The sequence below is a fragment of the Microbispora amethystogenes genome, from assembly GCF_016863015.1.
GTDB lineage: Bacteria > Actinomycetota > Actinomycetes > Streptosporangiales > Streptosporangiaceae > Microbispora > Microbispora amethystogenes.
On record NZ_BOOB01000030.1, the window covers coordinates 114,159 to 132,542 of the forward strand.

General features: G+C 72.2%; 16 protein-coding genes. 9 read left to right on the top strand and 7 right to left on the bottom strand.

The window, feature by feature from the left end:
• Positions 1 to 41 precede the first annotated feature (41 nt).
• A complete protein-coding gene (locus Mam01_RS21010) occupies positions 42 to 359 on the top strand; it encodes a hypothetical protein (RefSeq protein ID WP_204286935.1) in 318 nt (105 codons plus the stop codon).
• A gap of 9 nt (positions 360 to 368) precedes the next feature.
• Here Mam01_RS21010 and Mam01_RS21015 read toward each other — a convergent pair whose 3' ends face one another.
• From Mam01_RS21015 to fdxA, 7 genes are all read right to left on the bottom strand, one after another.
• Positions 369 to 953, bottom strand: a complete 585-nt coding sequence (locus tag Mam01_RS21015; RefSeq protein WP_204286936.1) for an LOG family protein — start codon at positions 951 to 953, stop codon at positions 369 to 371.
• Between the two features lie 9 nt (positions 954 to 962).
• Positions 963 to 1,703 carry an LOG family protein gene (locus Mam01_RS21020; RefSeq protein ID WP_150937922.1) on the bottom strand — a complete coding sequence of 247 codons (741 nt, stop codon included), beginning with the start codon at positions 1,701 to 1,703 and terminating at the stop codon, positions 963 to 965.
• 229 nt (positions 1,704 to 1,932) lie between these two features.
• The gene (gene dapE, locus Mam01_RS21025; RefSeq protein ID WP_204286937.1) at positions 1,933 to 2,994 is read right to left on the bottom strand and encodes a succinyl-diaminopimelate desuccinylase; all 1,062 of its coding nucleotides are present in this window, start codon (positions 2,992 to 2,994) and stop codon (positions 1,933 to 1,935) included.
• 11 nt (positions 2,995 to 3,005) lie between these two features.
• Positions 3,006 to 3,794, bottom strand: coding sequence for a hypothetical protein (locus Mam01_RS21030; protein ID WP_239101484.1), 789 nt, complete (start codon positions 3,792 to 3,794; stop codon positions 3,006 to 3,008).
• Positions 3,795 to 3,843: 49 nt separating this feature from the next.
• A complete protein-coding gene (locus Mam01_RS21035) occupies positions 3,844 to 4,494 on the bottom strand; it encodes a DUF4178 domain-containing protein (protein ID WP_225311992.1) in 651 nt (216 codons plus the stop codon).
• A gap of 11 nt (positions 4,495 to 4,505) precedes the next feature.
• Positions 4,506 to 5,585 carry a succinyldiaminopimelate transaminase gene (gene dapC, locus Mam01_RS21040; RefSeq protein WP_204286939.1) on the bottom strand — a complete coding sequence of 360 codons (1,080 nt, stop codon included), beginning with the start codon at positions 5,583 to 5,585 and terminating at the stop codon, positions 4,506 to 4,508.
• Positions 5,586 to 5,635: 50 nt separating this feature from the next.
• Positions 5,636 to 5,962 carry a ferredoxin gene (gene fdxA, locus Mam01_RS21045; RefSeq protein ID WP_111701357.1) on the bottom strand — a complete coding sequence of 109 codons (327 nt, stop codon included), beginning with the start codon at positions 5,960 to 5,962 and terminating at the stop codon, positions 5,636 to 5,638.
• Between the two features lie 97 nt (positions 5,963 to 6,059).
• Here fdxA and Mam01_RS21050 point away from each other — a divergent pair, with 97 nt between their 5' ends.
• The 8 genes from Mam01_RS21050 (at position 6,060) to Mam01_RS21085 (ending at position 18,346) form a co-directional block, all read left to right on the top strand.
• Entirely contained in the window at positions 6,060 to 6,293 is a 234-nt protein-coding gene (locus Mam01_RS21050) for a putative acetyltransferase (protein WP_204286940.1), read from the top strand.
• A gap of 65 nt (positions 6,294 to 6,358) precedes the next feature.
• Positions 6,359 to 7,450: an ABC transporter substrate-binding protein gene (locus Mam01_RS21055; protein ID WP_204286941.1), complete on the top strand. Its 1,092-nt coding sequence runs from the start codon at positions 6,359 to 6,361 to the stop codon at positions 7,448 to 7,450.
• Positions 7,451 to 7,635: 185 nt separating this feature from the next.
• Positions 7,636 to 8,412: a class I SAM-dependent methyltransferase gene (locus tag Mam01_RS21060; RefSeq protein ID WP_204286942.1), complete on the top strand. Its 777-nt coding sequence runs from the start codon at positions 7,636 to 7,638 to the stop codon at positions 8,410 to 8,412.
• Between the two features lie 76 nt (positions 8,413 to 8,488).
• A complete protein-coding gene (locus Mam01_RS21065; protein WP_204286943.1) occupies positions 8,489 to 10,102 on the top strand; it encodes a hypothetical protein in 1,614 nt (537 codons plus the stop codon).
• Between the two features lie 4 nt (positions 10,103 to 10,106).
• Positions 10,107 to 12,200: a UvrD-helicase domain-containing protein gene (locus Mam01_RS21070; RefSeq protein WP_204286944.1), complete on the top strand. Its 2,094-nt coding sequence runs from the start codon at positions 10,107 to 10,109 to the stop codon at positions 12,198 to 12,200.
• A gap of 64 nt (positions 12,201 to 12,264) precedes the next feature.
• Positions 12,265 to 14,142, top strand: a complete 1,878-nt coding sequence (locus Mam01_RS21075) for a sigma factor-like helix-turn-helix DNA-binding protein (protein WP_204286945.1) — start codon at positions 12,265 to 12,267, stop codon at positions 14,140 to 14,142.
• A 124-nt stretch (positions 14,143 to 14,266) separates the two neighbouring features.
• On the top strand, positions 14,267 to 15,514 hold the full coding sequence (locus tag Mam01_RS21080; RefSeq protein ID WP_204286946.1) for a cysteine--tRNA ligase: 1,248 nt from the start codon (positions 14,267 to 14,269) through the stop codon (positions 15,512 to 15,514).
• An 837-nt stretch (positions 15,515 to 16,351) separates the two neighbouring features.
• Positions 16,352 to 18,346 carry an HNH endonuclease signature motif containing protein gene (locus tag Mam01_RS21085; protein ID WP_204286947.1) on the top strand — a complete coding sequence of 665 codons (1,995 nt, stop codon included), beginning with the start codon at positions 16,352 to 16,354 and terminating at the stop codon, positions 18,344 to 18,346.
• Positions 18,347 to 18,384: the final 38 nt, after the last annotated feature.

Genomic DNA, 18,384 nt, shown 5'->3' on the forward strand with positions numbered 1-18,384 from the left:
CGAATCGTGCCACAACTCGTGCGCGTGCGAGCATGGAAGGCATGACGCTGGTGATCGGGCCGGACGACCCGGCCGACCCGGAGTGGGCCGAGGCCGCCTCGCTGCCGGAGGTGTCCGCGCTGGTCCGGGCGGGGCGCACCGTCCTGGTGACGCTGCCGGAGGACGAGACCGAGGCGATCGCCGCCGCCGCGGCGTACGCCTGGGCGGGCGCGGGCGTCTTCCGGACCTCCCGCTCCGTGACCTACGACCCCGCGGCCTCCCACCCCGGCACCTCCCACCTCGTACGGCAGGCGCTCGACATGACCGAGGCCCTGCTGGGCCGCCGTCCCCCGGCCCTGACCCGTCGCGGCCTGGCCTGAGGCGCGCGCTCAGGGTGAGCTCTCGCCGAGTTCCTCTCCGGTGGGGCGCAGGTGCGGGACCCGCCGTTCGAGCAGGTCGAGCGCCTCGTCCACGGTGGTTGCCCACGCGATCGCGTCGAAGGCGTCGGGCCGCAGGAAGCCCTGCTCGTACATGCCGTCGACCAGGACGCGCAGAGGACCGTAGAGCCCCCAGGGGTCGAGCACGACCAGCGGCCGTTCGTGCATGCCGAGCACCCGGGACGTCCAGATCTCGAACAGCTCCTCCAGCGTGCCGATGCCCCCGGGAAGCACGAGGAAAGCGTCGGACCTGGCGTCCATGACCCCCTTGCGCTCGCGCATGTCCGCGGTGACGATCAGCTCGTCGGAGTCGGTGTCGGCGATCTCGATGTCCACGAGCACCTGGGGGATCACGCCGATCGTGTGGCCGCCGCCCGCGCGGACGGCCCGTGCGACCTCACCCATGCAGGAGACGACGGCGCCGCCGCTGACGAGGCCGTGGCCCCGGCGGGCCAGCTCCGTGCCGACCTCGCTGGCGAGGTCGGCGTACTTCCGGTCGATCCGCTGGCTGGACGAGCAGTAGACGCAGACGAACACGCCGACACCCTACTCGCCGCGGCGGTCCGCCTCCATGATGGTCCGTACGGCCTCGTCGGGGTCGTCGGTGACCGAGACCAGCTCCACGTCCTGCGGGGAGATCTTGCCGGACGCCATCAGGGTGTCGCGGATCCAGTCGATCAGCGGGGTCCAGAAGGCGACGCCCATCATGATCACCGGGAACGAGGTCACCTTCCGCGTCTGGACCAGCGTCAGCGCCTCGAACAGCTCGTCGAGCGTGCCGAACCCGCCGGGCAGGGCCACGAACCCGCTGGCGTACTTCACGAACATGGTCTTGCGGACGAAGAAGTAGCGGAACTCGATGCCGAGGTCGACGTAGTCGTTGAGCCGCTGCTCGTGCGGCAGTTCGATGCCGAGGCCCACCGAGACGCCGCCCGCCTCCAGCGCGCCGCGGTTGGCCGCCTCCATCACCCCGGGGCCGCCGCCGGTGATCACCGCGTATCCCGCCTTGGCGAGCGCCGCGCCGACCTTCACCCCGAGTTCGTACTCCGCGGTGTCGGGTCCGGTGCGGGCCGACCCGAAGACGGTCACGGCCGGGGGGAGGTCGGCAAGGGCGCCGAAGCCCTCCACGAACTCCGACTGGATGCGCAGGACCCGCCAGGGGTCCTCGTGCAGCCAGCCGGTGGGGCCCCGGCGGTCGAGCAGGCGCTGGTCGTGGGTGGATTCGGGGACGAGGCCGCCGCGAACCAGCGACGGGCCCTGCCGGCGTTCGGGTCGGGAGTAGTTCATGCCCGTCACGCTAACGGCCGTCGTCGGGAGGGGCGAAAAAATCTTGAGTGAAATCTTGGCGGGAGGGAACCGGTCGTCGCCGAGGCTCCGTCTAAGAAACGAGGGTGCTGCTCGGGACGAAAGTGGCTTTCCCCGCCAAATGGCCGGCGAGGAAAGCCACTTTCTTCTGTCTGTCCCCAAAACCCTGTCTGCGCCCGGAACCCCTGGTCACCGCACCTGTCGGCGGCCCCTAGAGGGGCCCGGTGAGCCACTCCGTCATCCGCCGCTCGCTTTCGGCGATTCGCGCCAGGCTCACGTTCTCCCCCGCCGTGTGCGCGATGTCGGGGTTGCCCGGACCGCAGTTGACGGCGGGCATGCCCAGGGCGGAGAAACGCGCGACGTCGGTCCAGCCCAGCTTGGCCCGGGGCGTGCCGCCGATCGCGGCGGCGAACGCCGCGGCGACCGGGTCGGTCAGACCCGGCCGCGCGCCGGGCGAGCCGTCGGTGAGCCGTACGTCGAAGCCGTCGAACACCTCGCACACGTGCGCGAACGCCTCCTCGATCGTCCGGTCGGGGGCGAAGCGGTAGTTGACGGTCACCACGCACTCGTCGGGGATGACGTTGCCGGCCACCCCGCCGCGCACGCCGACCGCGTTGAGCCCCTCCCGGAACTGGAGGCCGTCCACAAGCGGGCTGCGCGGTTCGTACCGGACCAGCCGGTCCAGGACCGGCGCGATCCCATGGATGGCGTTGACGCCCTCCCAGGAGCGGGCGCTGTGCGCCCGGACGCCCTTCACCGTGATCTCGGCGCGCAGCGTGCCCTGGCAGCCGCCCTCGATGAGGCCGTCGGTCGGCTCCATGACGACCGCGAAGTCGCCGGCGAGCCACTCGGGGTGGGTGCGGGTGAGCCGCAGCAGCCCGCTGCGCTCGGCCTCGATCTCCTCGCAGTCGTAGAAGACGAAGGTCAGGTCGCGGTTCGGCGCGGCCAGCAGGCAGAGCTTGAGCTGCACCGCCACCCCGCTCTTCATGTCGGAGGTGCCGCAGCCGTACAGCACGCCGTCCTCGGTCCGGCTCGGCAGGTTCCCCGCCACCGGGACCGTGTCGATGTGCCCGGCGATCACCACGCGCTCGGCCCGGCCGAGATCGGTCCGCGCCACCACCGCGTCGCCGTCCCGCAGCACGGTCAGGTGGGGCAGGGCGCGGAGGGCCTCCTCGATCGCGTCGGCCAGCGCCTTCTCCGCGCCGCTCACCGACTCGATGTCCACCAGCCGCGCCGTCAGCGCGCCCACGTCCTCGGCAAGGTCAAGTCGCATGCCTCCCGACCTTACGCCACCTGGACGGCGTCGGTGGGCTTGGCGCCGGTGGGCTTGGCCTCCTTGCGCCAGCCGTCGTGCCCGGCGGCCGCCGTCCAGGCCACCCCCTCGAACCGCACCTCGCGCAGGCCGTACTTCTGAGCGTGGGCGACGTACCACGCGGCGACCAGCCAGCCGCGCTTGCCGGCGGCCTCGGCGCCGAGCGCCCGTACGAGCTGCTTTCGGGCCGTCTCGGGCTGCGGCTTGACCGGCTTGGCGGGCGGCGGATACCAGCAGTGGACGGCCTGCGGGACCCGCCCGGTGAACGCCGCGGAGAGGATCTTGGCGGACTGCTCGTGCTCGGCGTAGGCCGAGCCGTCGGCGGAGCGCTGCACGGCCTGGGCGGCGTCGTGCAGCGGGATGGTCCGGTAGTGCTTCACCTTCTCCAGGGCGGTGAAGAACTTGCGGGTCGCGTAGACCGGGTCCTGCAACTGCTCGGGCGTCCCCCAGCCCTGTGAGGGCCGCTGCTGGAAGACCCCGACCGAGTCGCGGTCTCCGTACGGGAGATTGGCCAGCTTGGACTCCTGGATCGCGGTGACGTAGGCGATCTGGAGGGCGCGCTCGGGCAGTTTGCGCCGGGCGGCGACGGCGGCGACGGTGGCGGCCACCTGGGCCTGCTCGATGTCGATGTCGAGCGTGCCCTCGGGGGTCTTCACGAGGCAGTGCTCCCCGAGCGCGAAGGGCTCGGTCCGCTTCAGCAGGTGATAGGCGCCGTAGTAGATCGCCCCGCCGAGCAGGGCGACGATGACCACGACGGTCACGACTGGTTTGGTAAGGCGCCGTTCCACGATCCAGAACCTACCCCGGTGATCAGGGCAGTCGTTCCGCGCGGACGGAGCCGGGGGTGAGGGGGCGGGCGTACGCCGCCTCCCACTGGCCGCCCTGCACACGCTGGAACGACAGAAGGCGGCCGTCACTCGCGCGGTAGTCGGCGAAGTCGAGCAGCCCGCGCTCGGGCAGGCCCGTCCTCCCCTCGGACCGGAAGGCGGCGGTGCCGCGCTCGATCGGGGAGAACTCGACGCCGTCGACGATCAGCATGTGCTTGGCCGGCACCATCCCCTGGGTCGGCACGTCGGTCCACAGCAGGACCTCCAGGTGGGACGGCTCACCCCCCGGGCCCGGCCGTTCCGCGACCGACAACCAGTTGTCGTAGCGGCGGGCGCCCTCGTCGAGGAGGTAGTCGGTCCACTGCTCGCCCTGCACCGCGCAGTGCACCGCGCCGACGGCCCGGTAGCGGGCGGCCTCGACGTAGACCGTGTCCCCCACCTTGATCGTGCGGGGGTCGAAGTAGTCGGGGTCGGACGCGAGGTCCCGCGCCGGCGACTCTCCCGGGGCGGCGGGCGGGGTGCGCACGGGCTGACGCGTACGGCTGCGCCGGCTCGCCGCCACCACAGCCGTCACGACACCCAGCAGGACGACGACCGTGACGAGGCCCAGCACGATCACGGTCATTGTCGTCATGGCGCGCGATCCTACTGGAGGCGGCTGACCGCCGCATCGACGCGCTCGTCGGTGGCGGTGATCGCGACGCGGACGTGTCCACGCCCGGCGTCGCCGTAGAACTCGCCCGGCGCGACGAGGATGCCCCGGCTCGCCAGCGCGCGCACCTGGTCCCAGCAGTCCTCGCCGTTGGCGGCCCACAGGTAGAGCCCGGCCTCGGAGTGCTCCACCCGCCAGCCCGCCCGTTCCAGCGCGGGACGCAGCACCGCCCTGCGGCGGGCGTACCGCTCCCGCTGCTCGTCGGCGTGCGCGTCGTCGTCCAGCGCGGCCGTCATCGCGGCCTGCACCGGAGCGGGCACGATCATGCCCGCGTGCTTGCGCACCTCGAGCAGCCGCCGTACGAGCCGGGGGTCGCCGGCGACGAACCCCGCGCGGTATCCGGCGAGGTTCGACCGCTTCGACAGCGAGTGGACCGCGAGCAGCCCCTCGTGCGAGCCCTCGCACACGTCCGGATGGAGGACCGACAGCGGCTCGTCCTCCCAGCCGAGCTCGATGTAGCACTCGTCGGAGGCGACGACCGCGCCGCGCTCCCGCGCCCACGCGACCACCTTGCGCAGGTGCTCGGCGGGCAGGACCCGTCCCGTGGGGTTGGACGGCGAGTTCACCCAGACGAGCGGCACCCGCTCGGGCCCCAGCGAGAGCAGCCCGTCGGTCGCGTACGGCTCGGCTCCGGCGAGCCTGGCCCCCACGTCGTAGGTGGGATAGGCGAGCGCGGGAAAGACCACCCGCTCCCCCGGCCGCACGCCGAGCAGCGTCGGCAGCCAGGCCACCAGTTCCTTCGTGCCTATCGTCGGCAGGACGTCCGCGGGGTCGACGACGACCCCGTGCCGCCGCCGAAGCCAGCCCGCGGCCGCCTCACGCAACCGCGGCGTGCCGTACGTCAGGGGATAACCGGGGCTGTCGGCGGCGGCGGAGAGCGCCTGGCGGGCGACGGGGGGAACCGGATCGACCGGCGTGCCGACCGACAGGTCGACGATCCCGCCGGGATGCGCCCGCGCCAGCTCCTGGTACGGCGCCAGCCGGTCCCATGGAAAGTCGGGCAACGCGATCAAAGGAAATCCCCCAGTCGTCACGGAGCGGGCCCGCGAGGGTCGGTGACTCTTTAGTGTTCCTCGCTCTGCGGCGGAAGCGCCGCGACCACCGGGTGGTCCTTGTTGATCTTTCCGACCTTCGAGGCGCCGCCGGGCGAGCCCAGCTCCTCGAAGAAGTCGACGTTGGCCTTGTAGAAGTCCTTCCACTGCTCGGGAAGGTCATCTTCGTAGAAGATCGCCTCCACGGGGCAGACCGGCTCACACGCCCCGCAGTCCACACACTCGTCGGGGTGGATGTAGAGCATGCGTTCGCCCTCGTAGATGCAATCGACGGGGCACTCCTCGATGCACGCCTTGTCCAGGACGTCCACGCAAGGCTGCGCGATGACGTACGTCACCTCGGGCTCCTTCTGGGTTGCACGGCTCGACCGCGGGTTGCTAGCCCTAGTATTGCGGTGCCTGCCTACCAGCCGGAACAGGAGGGGGGCAATCGTCGTGGCCCCTAAGACCGGAGCCCGTCTCGTCGTCGCGATCACCCCTGCCGACGTGGGCGAACGCGTGACCACCCGGCGCAGGGATCCAGGTGGGTACCGGGACGCCGTCGGCGTGTTGGAATCCTGGCGCGACGGCGTGCTCACCGTACGGAAACGGGACGGAAGCCTCGTCGAGATCGCCGAGGAGACCCTCGCCGCCGCCAAGGTCGTGCCGCCCGCCCGTCGGATGAGGTAATCAGGCGGCAATCCCGCAGCGTGCCGCCTCGACCGGCCGCGGCGGCGGGGCGGAGCATACGCGACGTGACCCTACGCGCCTGTGTCGTGACGATCTCCTCGGCGGCGGTCCTCCTGGCCGCGGCCTCCGCATGCTCCCGGCAGCGGACGCCGGACAGGCCGCCGCCTCCGCTGAACCCCCGCGCGGCCAGTCTGGCCGACGGGTTCGGCACGATGGACAGGCTCGTCGACGCCGCCCGCAAGGAGGGCGCGCTCACCGTCGTGGGCCTGCCGGGCGGCTGGGTCGGCTACAAGGAGATCATCGCGCGCTTCTCCGACAAGTACGGGATCAAGGTGGCGTCGATCATGCCGGAGGCGAACAGCCGGCAGGAGATCGACGCCGCGGCCCGCCTGCGCGGGACGGCCCAGGCGCCGGACGTCTTCGACGTCACGCTGGAGGTCGCGGTCGCGAACGCCAAGCTCTTCGCGCCGTACCGGGTGACGGGCTGGGCGGACATCCCGGACGAGGCCAAGGACCAGGACGGCCGCTGGTACGCCGCCTACGGCGGGTACATGTCGATCGGCTACGACCCGAGGAAGGTGCCCGCCCCGGCGTCGTACGCCGCGCTGGCCCGGCCGGGGACGACGGTCGCGCTGCCCGGCGACCCCCGGCAGGTGGCGTCGGCGTTCAGCGGCGTCATGGCCGCCTCGCTCGGCCGGGGACTGCCCGACGCCGCGCGGGGGGTGAACCTGTTCGCGCGGCTGCGCAAGGGCGGCATGCTCGGCCGTCCCGACCAGGCCACGACGGTGGTCGACTGGGACTTCATGAACGCGGCGCGGGCCGCGGGCGGGCGCGGTGCGTCGGCCTGGCGGGTCACGATCCCGAAGAACGCGGTGCTCGCCTCCTACTACATGCAGGCGATCGACGCGGCGGCGCCGCATCCGGCCGCCGCCCGCCTGTGGGAGGAGTTCCTGCTGTCCGACGAGGGCCAGAACCTCTTCCTCAAGGCGTACGCCCGGCCGTCGCGGATGGAGGCGATGGAGACGCGCGGGGCCCTCGACGGGGGCGCCGCCGCCCGGCTGCCCGAGGCGTCCGGCGACCCGGTGATCCTCACCATCCCCGAGCAGGACAAGGCCAAGGCCTACCTGGCCGCGCACTGGGCGAAGGACGTGGGCTGACACTCACAGCACTGACACTCGCAGAGGCGTCGGAAGCCGTACAGTGTGTCGCATCCCACCGGAATCCCACCAGATCCCAGGAGTCTCACGAGTCGGCTGAGACCGTGGTGATCGAGTCGTGGTGGCCGGGCTGTGGATCAGAGTGTGGCGATCCCGGCACCGGCCAGTAAGAATGCGAGCCGATCTTGAGGTACGAAACCCCCAGTCCCACTCGATGGAACGCTCGCGCCTACGACAGCTCCTTCGGCTACGTCTCGCCCGTGGGCGCGCCGCTGGTCGACCTGCTCGACCCCCGCCCCGGTGAGCGGGTGCTCGACCTCGGCTGCGGCACCGGGGTGATGACCGCCGAGATCGCGGCGCGCGGCGCCCACGTGCTCGGCATCGACGGTTCCCACGCGATGATCGAGCAGGCCATCGCCCATCACCCCGGTCTCGACTTCACCGTCGGCGACGGCCACGACTTCACCGTGGCCCAGTCGTACGACGCGGTCTTCTCGAACGCCGCCCTGCACTGGATGAGCCGCGACCCCGACGCGGTGATCGACTGCGTACGCGAGGCGCTGCGGCCGGGCGGCCGGTTCGTCGCCGAGATGGGCGGCGCGGGCAACTGCGCGGCACTGACCTCGGCCATGCTCACCGCCTGGCGCGAGCACGGCCTGCGCGAGCCCGAACTGCCGTGGTACTTCCCCGGCCCGGCGGAGTACGCCCTGCGGCTGGAGAAGGGCGGGTTCACGGTGCGGCTGCTCGAACACTTCGACCGGCCCACGCCGCTCGACGAGTGCCCCGACGGCGCGGCCGACTGGGTGCGGCTGTTCGCCGGGCGGCTGCTCGACCAGGTTCCTCCGGCGACCGTGGAGCCGCTGCTCCGGCGGGTCAACGAGCTGGCCGCCCCGGCGCTGCGGCGCGAGTCGGGCTGGATGGCCGACTACGTGCGTCTCCGTTTCGCCGCCGAACGCCACTGAGCCAATTAGCCACTGAGCCAGTTAACTGGGATCTCCAGCACGGCGGGGAGATTTGCCAGACTATGGTCTGGTCTTTGTGAGCGATGGGGACAGCATGAACTTCTGCCTGAGTGACCTCGTGCCACCACTGCGCTGGAGTGATGCCGCCCGCATCGGGACGCTCGACCGGCCGGGGCTGCCCGACGCCTGGTGGCGCACGCTTCCCCTGCACCGGGTGCTGGCCGTCGCGGACGCCGACGCGCTCGCCGAGCTGCTCACCGTCCTCGCGCTGGAGCACTGGCCCGCCGCGGCCGTCGGCGACGTGCTGCCCGCGCTGTACGTGCTCGATCCCGACGAGGCCGACGACCCCCAGGTCGCGATCGCGCTCGATCGGGCGGGATCATGGCACGGCCTGCTCGCGCTGTCCGGCCGGGAGCTGGCCGACCAGCCCTTCGTCAAGGCGCGGCCGGTGCTGGCCGCCCTGTTCTCCGCCGTCTTCGCCCGGATGGCGGACTCCGCCGAGACGGCTTCTGAGACGGCTTCTGAGACGGCTTCCAAGACGACTCAGAAGGGCGAGGTCTCCGGAAGCCTGCCGGACGAGCCCGAACCGGGGCCGGCCGACCCTCCCGAAGTGATCCCCGAGCTGATCCCCGAGCTGATCGACGCGGCCTTCGCCGACCTCGACGACCAGACCTGGATGGTGGCGCAGAACCGGGTCTTCACCGACGACCCGTCGGCGCCCGAGCAGCTCGCCAGGCTCCTCGGCGTACCCTCCGAGGTGCTCGCCGACGCCGAGGCGGCCCTGCGCGGCCGGATCGCCCAGTGGCTCGCGTCTCCGGAGGCGGCGCCGTACAACGAGCATCTGGCCCGGCTCACCGCCGCGCTCGGGGTCGCGGTGCCGAAGGCGCGGCTGGTCGCGGCGGCCGACTGGCACGGGCGCGAACTGCGCTCGCTGGAGGTGCCCGCCTGGCGGTTCGTGCTCGCCACGCTGCCCGACCACCGGCTCTCCGGCGACTGGCTGGTGGCCGGGGACGTCGAGGACCTGAGGGAGCGGACCCGCGCCCTCATCACGGCGGCCGAGCGGCCGCCGACCGTCTCGCAGGCGCTCGAACTGGTCCGCTCGCTCGGCGTCCGTCCCGACGCGGCCAGGGAGTGGCTGGACAGCGTCCCGCAGCTACGCGCGCAGCGGGTGCCCCGGGGGCGCGGGCTCAAGGACGTGTCGCTCACCCGGCGGTGCTTCCGGCAGCCGGACGGCAGGTGGTGGCTGCGGGTCGACGTCTCCGGCGACCACCTCGGCGGCGGCGAGGTGATGCTGCCGACCGGGTTCGCGGCCTACGTCGGGCTCGCCCCCGGCGACACCCGGACCGTGCAGAGCGCCGCCGGGGACATCGGCCTCTCCTGGCACACCCGGCCGTCGCTGGGCTCGCTGCGGCGGATCCTCACCGAGGTCTCGGCCGAGGAGGGCAGCCACATCTTCCTGACCCTGTCCGAGGAGGGCCTGCTGCGCGTACGGCACCTCCCGGCGGCGGGCGGCGACGAGATGCGGCGGGCGCTGCGCCTCGTCGGCTACACCGCTCCGGGCGGCACGCCCGAGCAGGCGGCGCGGGTGATCGCGACGCGGGTCGGGCTCGCCGGGCCCGCCGGGCGGCCGGAGATCCTCGCGCGGCTGCGCGAACGCGGGGACCGCGACCTGCTGACCCTGCTGGGATAGCGGGATGCCCCGGCTCGCGATCTCCCCGGAGTTCCTGCACGGGCTCGGCGCGCTCCCCCGGCCCGTCCGCCGGGAGGCGATCCTCGCCGTACGCCGGTTCCTGCTGAACGCCTCCACCGCGCCGCACCCCGAGAGGGTGCGCAACGGCCGCGATCCGCGGGTCGCCACGCTGCGGCTCGCCGACCGCCACCGGGGGGTGGTCGTACGGCAGGACGACGTCTACTGGCTGCTGACCGTGCTGCCGGACGCCGAGGCGTGGTCGTACGCCCAGCGGCACCGGATCGGGGTGAACACGGCGGTCGGGATCGTCGAGGTCTGGGACGCCGAGGCGCTGGAGCGGATCGAGCCGGCCCTGCGCCGGGCGTCGCGGAGCGGCGGCCGTCCGCTGTTCGAGGACTTCTGCGACACCGACCTGCTGAACATCGGCGTGGACGCCCGCCTGCTGCCGCTGCTGCGGATGATGACGTCGGAGGCCCACCTCGCCGCGGTGGAGCCGCTGCTCCCGCGCAGCCAGTTCGCGCCGCTGTCGGCGCTCGCCCGCGGCGGCTCGCTCGCGGCGGCCTGGCGCGAGCTGGACGCCTGCCGCTGCCGGGCGGCCGACGAGGTCGACCCCGAGGACCTGCTCACCGCGCTGCGGCGCAGCCCCGACCGGGCGGTCTTCACCGCCGACGCCGCCGAGCTGGAGCGGATCGTCGCCCAGCCCCACTGGTGCACGTTCCTCTACCCGCCGCAGCACACGTACGCCAACTGGCCGTCGTACGACGAGCCGGTGCTGATCACCGGGGGCGCCGGCACCGGCAAGACGGTCATCGCGCTGCACCGCGCGGCCCTGCTGGCCCGCGCGGCCACCGGCCCGATCCTGCTGGTCACGTTCTCGCAGGGCCTCGCGACCGAGCTGTCCGCGCGGCTCGACATGATGGTCGGCGACGAGCTGGTGCGCAAGCGCGTCGAGGTGGGGAACGTGGACCGGATCGCCCACCGCATCGTCTCCGAGGCGGAGGGCCGCGCCCCGGCCCTGGTCTCCTCCGACGACCTGGCCGGGCTGTGGCAGGAGGCGGCCGCCGGGCGCTTCGGCAGGCACGGGAAGCACTCGGACCGGCGCTTCGGCAGCGCGTTCCTACTGCGGGAGTGGGAACAGGTGATCCTGGCGCAGGACCTGCGGACGCTGGAGGAGTACCAGGCGGCGGCGCGGCCCGGCCGCAGCGTGCCGCTGGACGCGGGGGCGAGGACCCTGGTGTGGGAGGCCGTCCAGCACGTCATCGGGCGGCTGCGCGAGACGGGCCGGCGGACCCTGCTCCAGCTCGCCTCCGAGGCGGCGGGGCTGCTGGGGCGGGCCGTGGGCGACCTCCTCGGCGACCGGGAGCCGGGGCGGGAGCCGTACCGGCACATCGTGGTGGACGAGGCGCAGGACCTGCACCCCGCGCAGTGGCGGCTGCTGCGGGCGGCGGTCCCCGCCGCCCCGAACGACCTGTTCATCCTGGGCGACCCGCACCAGCGCATGTTCGACACAAGGGTCGCGCTCGCGGACGTCGGCATCCCCGTCCGCCGGTTCCATCTGAAGCTCTCCTACCGGCTGCCGCCGGAGATGCTGTCGTGGGGGGTGCGGCTGCGCGGCGGCGGACCCGCCGACGGCCTGGTCGCGGGCAACGCCGGGCTGTACGGCTACCGCGGGCTCGGCCACGGGCCGCGCCCGATGGTGCGCGAGTACGTGACCCCGGCGGCGGAGATCGCCGGCCTCGTCTCGACCGTGGCCGACTGGCTGCAAGAGGGTGTGCCCACGGCCGAGATCGCGGTCGCCGCGCGTACCGCCGACCTCGTGCGTACCGCCCGTACCGCACTACGCGAAGCGGGCATCACGGTCAAAGTCGCCATGCTTCACGGGATGAAAGGGCTGGAATTCCGCCGGGTTGCCGTGATAGGCGTGGCTGACGGAATCGTGCCGGCGCCCGACGCGCTGACCCCGGCCGCCGAGGATCCGACGGCACGGGCGCACGATCTGCAACGCGAACGGGGGCTGCTCTACGTGGCGTGCACACGAGCGGGAGAGTTGCTTTACGTGTCCTATTCGGGACGCGCCAGTCCCTTCCTTCCCGTGTGACCACGTTGGCCCTGATCCCCTAGTGTGAACTGCGGATATATTCCCCTCGCCGGTTTGGACCTGCATGAACCTGAGCCTTAGCGACATCGTGCCTCCGCTGCGCTGGACCGCGCCCAGCCAGGTAGAGCCGATCGCGAGCGACCCCGGTCTTCCCGACGCGTGGTGGCAGGCGCTCCCCCTCGACCGGGCCTGCGCGGCTGTGGGGACCGTACAGATCGCCTCCCGGCTCGCCGATCTCACCAGCGCCTGCTGGGCGCACCTGGTCCTCGGCGACATCCTGCCGCTGCTGAGGTTCACCCACCCCGAGGAGAGCCTGCAGACGCCGGGCCCCCGCGAGATCGTCCACAAGCTGTTCATCGACGTCATCGACCGGCTGCTGGCCACCGAGCCGGCCGGGGAGCCCGCCGGGGCCCCGGTCCCGCCGGCCCTTCCCGAGCGGCCGATGGCCGAGGTCATCGACGAGATCTTCGCCCGGCTGGACGACCGCCAGCGGGCCATCGCCAGAGACCGGCTCTACTACGACACCTCCCAGCAGTCGGGCCAGCACCCCGGCCAGGCCCAGCGCGCCACGCTCGACGAGCTCGCCCAGCGCTTCTCCGTCACCCGCGAGCGGATCCGGCAGATCGAGCGCGACCTGCGCGACCACGTGCTGGAGTGGCTGCGGAGCCCGGCCGCCGCGCCGCTCAACGCCCACCTGGCCTGGCTGCGCACCCGGCTCGGCTCCGCGGTGCCCGCCGACGACCTCGCCGCGGCCGTGCCGTGGCACCGCACCGAGCTGATCACCCTCGCGATCCCCGCCTGGCGGTTCGTCCGCACACTGCTGACGGGGTACGACCAGGTGGACGGCTGGCTGGTCGCGGGCGGCGCGGACGAGCTCAGGGAGAAGACGCGCCAGCTGTTCGCCGACGGCCCCCGCCCGCTGGACGAGGCGGTCGCGCAGGTGGCCCAGCTCGGCGTACGCGAAGACGTGGCCGAGCGCTGGCTCGCGTCGGTGCCGCAGCTGCGCGTGCTCGACGAGCACGTCGTGCCCTGGCCGCGCAGCATGGGCGACAAGGCCGAGGCCGTGCTGGCGGTCTCCGGCGCGCCGTTGACCCCCGAGGAGATCCAGGCCCGCATCGGCGAGGACTACAGCCTGGTCGGCCTGCGCAACCAGCTCGCCGCCGACGAGCGCTTCATCCGGCTCGACCGCAGCAAGTACGGCCTGCGCCGCTGGGGCGGCGAGGAGTACCTGGGCATCCGGGAGATGATCAGCCGGGAGATCGAGCGCGCGGGCGGCGAGGCGTCGGTGAGCACGATCGTCGACAACCTCACCTCGCGCTACGACGTGAGCGAGAGCTCGATCAGGGCGTACGCCGGAGGGCCGGGGTTCGAGCGCACCCAGCGCGGCTACATCAGGGTCGCGGGGCAGGCCCAGGGCGAGCCGTACCAGCCGCGCCGGGACGTCTCGATGACCCGGCGCTGTTTCCGCAGCCGCGACGGCCGGTGGTGGCACCGGGTCGACGTCAATGCCGAACACCTGCGGGGCTCCGGCTCGCCGCTGCCGACGGGTTTCGCGGCCCATCTCGGCATGGCGCCCGGGGGGCAGCTCACCGTGTCGACCTCGTCGGGTGAAGTGGTGATCAGCTGGCACAACCAGCCGACCATCGGGTCGATCAGGAACGTGCTGGCCGACTACAACGCCTCCGACGGCGACCACGTCTTCCTCACCGTCTCCGACGGCGGCGAGCTGCTGACCCGGTTCCTGCCCGCCGCCGCGGCCGGGCTGCCCGCGATCAACCAGGCCCTGCACCTGATCGGGTACACGGCGCCGGTGGCGTCCGAGGCCGAGGGGCTGCGCCTCATCGGCGCGCGCATCGGCCTGGCCGACGGGACCGGCCGGGAAGAGGTGCTCGACCGCCTGCGCGACCGCGGCGACCGCGACATCCTCCGCTTCCTCTCGTGACCAAGCTTCCTGACCGGGCTTCCTGACCGGGCTTCCTGCTCGTGAAGGGTCCTGCTCGTGAAGCTGGGATGAAGGGTCCTGCTCGGGTGGAGGGGACGCCGGGCACAGCACGTAGGCTCAAGGCATGTTGCGGCTCCACGACACCCTGACCCGGCAGATCGTGCCCCTCGCACCGGCGGGTTCGCGGATCCTGCGGATGCACACCTGCGCCGCACACGGGCCCGCCGGTCTCGGCGACCCGCGCCCGCATCTGCTCGCCGACCTGATCCGCCGCGTCAGCGAGCGATCCGGGTTACGCGTGCTCGCCTGCCGGAACGTCTCCGACCTCGGGCACGGGGGCGACGGCGGAGCCTCCCTCGAAGCCGGCGCTCTCGCGCTCAACATGCGCGTTCCCGAGCACTCCCCCCGCACCAGCGAGACCATGGGTCTGATCATCGAGCTCATCGGACGGCTCATCGAGCATGGTCACGCGTACACCACTCCCGAGGGGGCGGTGATGTTCGACGCGGCGTCCTTCCCGGCGTACGAGGAGATGTGCGGCAAGACGGCTCCCGGCGACTGGACACTGTGGGAGCCCGGCGACGAGGACCGCGCGGGCACGGCCTGGGACGCCCCTTGGGGACGCGGGCTGCCCAGCCGCGACATCGAGTGCTCGGCGACGCCGCTCCGGTTCCTCGGGCCGCGCTTCGATCTCTACGTCGGCGCTGAGGGCCTGCGCTCCCCGCACCACGAGAGGGTGCGGGCCCAGTCGAACGCCGCCACCGGCGAAGACGCGGCCGCCCACTGGGCGCACGCCGGACGCCTGCTGTTCGAGGGCCGGCCGGTGGACGATCACAACTCCAACGGCGGCTTCAACGACAGCTCCGACGGCGGCTCCGATGGCGGCTCCGATGACGGCTCCGATGACGGCTCCGATGACGACTTTCCGGGCGGCTCTCCCGGCGGCTCTTCTGGCGGCTCTTCTGGCGGCTCTTCTGGCGGCTCTTCTGGCGGCGCCGACGCGGTGACGCCGGCCCGTGTGGCCGCGGCCGGGCTCGACCCCCTGGCCCTACGGCTGGCCCTGCTGCGGCACCATTACCGGCAGCAAGTGGACCTCACCTGGGACAGCCTCAAGACGGCCGACGCGGAACTGCGCCGCCTGCGGCGGCGCGTGGCCGAGTGGGCGGAGTCGCCCAGCCGCCCGATCGACGCCACGTACGCCGGACGCGTCCAGAACGCGCTGGACGACGATCTCGACACTCCAGAGGCCCTGCGTCTGCTCGGCGACCTGGAAACCGACGAGTCGATCACGCCGGGGGCCAAGTTCGAGACCTTCCTCCACTTCGATCACATACTCGCCCTCGACCTGTCCGCCGACATCGGCAAGGCCTGACCCTCCACGACAGCGTTCCCATGCCTCCCCGGCAGCGTTCCGGATACGTCCTCGGCAGCTCTTCCACGCTCCCAGCAGGCTGAGTTCCAAACGCCTTGCCAGCTGAATTCCCCCTACCCGCGAACCGCCCCGAAGCCCTCGCCTGGGCGCGCGCAGCCAGCAGACACGGCCGTCTCCACCGCAGGTCGCGCGTTCACCGCGGGTCCACCGCGCGGGTTCAGCGTAGGTCCACCGCGCGGGTTCACCGCAGGCTCATCGCAGGCGAGCCGGAAACCACGGGCGACAACGCGCTGCAGATCTGGCACTCCATAGCGACAAATCACTCGATAAACGGCTGAAACGCAGAGAAAACCGCCGACGTGTGATCCCAACTAATCGCCACGCTGGGATGTTCACGGCGCGTGGCCATGGGAGAATTAATACAGGCTTTCGAATTGATGGGGAGGTGTGATGGACCTGTTCGACTCTGACCCAGCGCACCCTCATCGTTCGAACAATGACGGTGATGGCGACTGGTGGGAGCGGCTCATCTCCCGCTCGCCCCTTTGGTCGTCCGAGGGTGCGCTTGCCCGTGAATATGTGCCGATCGTCGAGCCCAGGGCCCGGAAGCACGCGAGCCGGTTCGACGAATCGGTGGAATCGCCTAACTCTGCCCGTGTATTCGATACTCGTCGCGGCGATGCGCCCGGTGCTGAACACGCCGGTGACGAGACCGCGAGTGATGCCTCTTCCGACGGTGTCTCTCCTGACGGTGTCTCTCCTGATGGTGTCTCTACCGACAGCGTCTCTACCGACAGCGTCTCTACCGACAACGCCGGAGGCTCGTCGTGGGTGGCGGTGGCTGCGGTTGCTGAGGCGGCGCGGGCGGTGGCGCTGGTACCGGTGCCCGAGGCGGCGGAGGTGTGCCTTGCGGAGGCTGAGGAGTTGTTGTCGGCCCGCGACCGCATCACTTCGGCGCTGGCTGCCCGGGTGGGCCGGGTGCACCGGGCTGGGGAGGCGAAGAGCCATGGGCATGCGTCCACCAAGTTGTGGTTGCGTTCGGCTGGGGGGATGACCCCTGCGGGAGCCGGCCGGTTGGTGACGATGAGCATGGAGCTGGTCCGCCTGCAGGACGTGCGCCGCCTGTTCGCGGAGGGCAGCTTGCCCGAGGGCATTGTGGAGGCGATCTGCACCGCGACCTCCGGGCTGACCGACGACCAGGCCACCACCGCCGAAGGGATCCTGCTGGAGCTGGCTAAATCGGCGGGCGCGGCGGAAGTGGCCAAGGCGGGGCGATACCTGCGCGCGGTGCTCGACCCTGACGGCCATGAGAAGGACGAGCAGGCCGACTTCGACCGCCGCTTCTTCCGGGTACGTAGGCGCAGGAACGGCGGTGTGGAGGGGGAGTTCTACCTGCCGGTGGAGGCCGCCGCACGGTTGCAGCACTGGCTCGACGTCTACGCCAAGCCGAAGGCCGAGGGTGATGACCGGACGCTGAGCGTGCGGAACGCGGACGCGTTGATCGCGCTCTTGGAGAACAAGATCGCCACCGAGCTTCTGGTGCTGGTCAACGCCGAATCCCTCCCCGACGACCCGCCAGACACCGCCCCCACAGCCGACTCCCCAGCCGACCACACAGGCACGGACCCCACAAACGGCCTCGCAGACGACCCCGCAGACGACCCCGCAGACGCGGAGGCCTCAACCGACCACGCCGCTGACCGCCTAGACGACCCCTCGGGCGACCACCCCACCAGCGACACGTCTGTCCCTCATGGCGAGCACCTGGACCCTGGCCACTCCCCGACCGCTCCTGGCAGCGAGCCCTGCGCCGGTGATGCACCGGTGGGTGAAAGCGCGCACCGCGAGAGCGACGCGCACCCGCACGATGGCGAGCGATTCGAGAGCGACGCTCCGCTGCACGGCGATGAGCACCGGGCTACCGACTTCGTCGACGAGAATCCCGCCACAGAGGCTCCCGCTTCCGGCAGGGAGCGCGCCGCTCCTGACCGCCCTACCGCTGCCGAGCCCGACGAGCCCAACGAGCCCCCCATGCAAAGACCCCCAGCGGGGAGAGGCGGCACCCGGCCGGGAGATAAGCCCTGGGCGGGAGGTGACGCCTGGACGGGGGCGGGAGCCGACGCTCCGCCGGGCGCGGAACCCGGCGACGACACCTGGCCGGGAGCTGACACCTGCCCGGGAAACGACGCCCGGCCTGGAAGTGACGCCTGGCTGGGAGGTGACGCCCGGCCTGGAAGTGACGCCTGGCTGGGAGGTGACGCCTGGGCGGGGGCGGAAGCCGATGCCCCGCCGGGGGCGGAACACGGCGATGACACCTGGCTGGGAGGTGGCTCCTGGCCTGGTGCTGAGACCTGGGCGGGCGGCAGCGCCGGTGCTCGGTCGGGGGTGGGGGTGAATGGTCCGCCGGGGGTGTGGTTGCGGGGGTTGCCGGGGCTGATCCTGGCGACCGGGCATCTGCTGCCCGTCTCCAGCGTGCACCGGCTGGCTCGCACCAGCACTCTGGTGAGGATCGTCATGAACGCCGCAGGGCAGGTGCTGGACATGGGCCGCAAGGTCCGCCTGGCCACCCCCGCCCAGCGCCGGGCGATCTTCGCCCGGTACGCCACCTGCTGGGTGGACGGCTGCCCGCTGCCCGCCACCCTGTGCCAGATCGACCACGCCGACGACTGGTGCAGCGGCGGGCTGACCGACTTGAAGCTGCTCGGGCCGGCGTGCCAGTTCCACAACCGCGACCGCTACCGCCACCCTGCCCGCTACACCCGCCGCAAGGTGGGCGACGACCGCTGGGCCTTCACCTACCGCAACCCCCGCACCACGCGACTGCGGGTATAGGGGCGGGCGCCCGGGAACCGGGCGGGCCGGTCAGAGGG

What these genes read in the sequence shown, in the direction of transcription:
- Mam01_RS21010 (WP_204286935.1), top strand. Translation starts at nt 42, where the DNA reads ATGACGCTGGTGATCGGGCCGGACGACCCGGCCGACCCGGAGTGGGCC.
- Mam01_RS21020 (WP_150937922.1), bottom strand. Translation starts at nt 1,703, where the DNA reads ATGAACTACTCCCGACCCGAACGCCGGCAGGGCCCGTCGCTGGTTCGC.
- dapE (WP_204286937.1), bottom strand. Translation starts at nt 2,994, where the DNA reads ATGCGACTTGACCTTGCCGAGGACGTGGGCGCGCTGACGGCGCGGCTG.
- Mam01_RS21035 (WP_225311992.1), bottom strand. Translation starts at nt 4,494, where the DNA reads ATGACGACAATGACCGTGATCGTGCTGGGCCTCGTCACGGTCGTCGTC.
- Mam01_RS21070 (WP_204286944.1), top strand. Translation starts at nt 10,107, where the DNA reads ATGCCCCGGCTCGCGATCTCCCCGGAGTTCCTGCACGGGCTCGGCGCG.
- Mam01_RS21075 (WP_204286945.1), top strand. Translation starts at nt 12,265, where the DNA reads ATGAACCTGAGCCTTAGCGACATCGTGCCTCCGCTGCGCTGGACCGCG.
- Mam01_RS21080 (WP_204286946.1), top strand. Translation starts at nt 14,267, where the DNA reads ATGTTGCGGCTCCACGACACCCTGACCCGGCAGATCGTGCCCCTCGCA.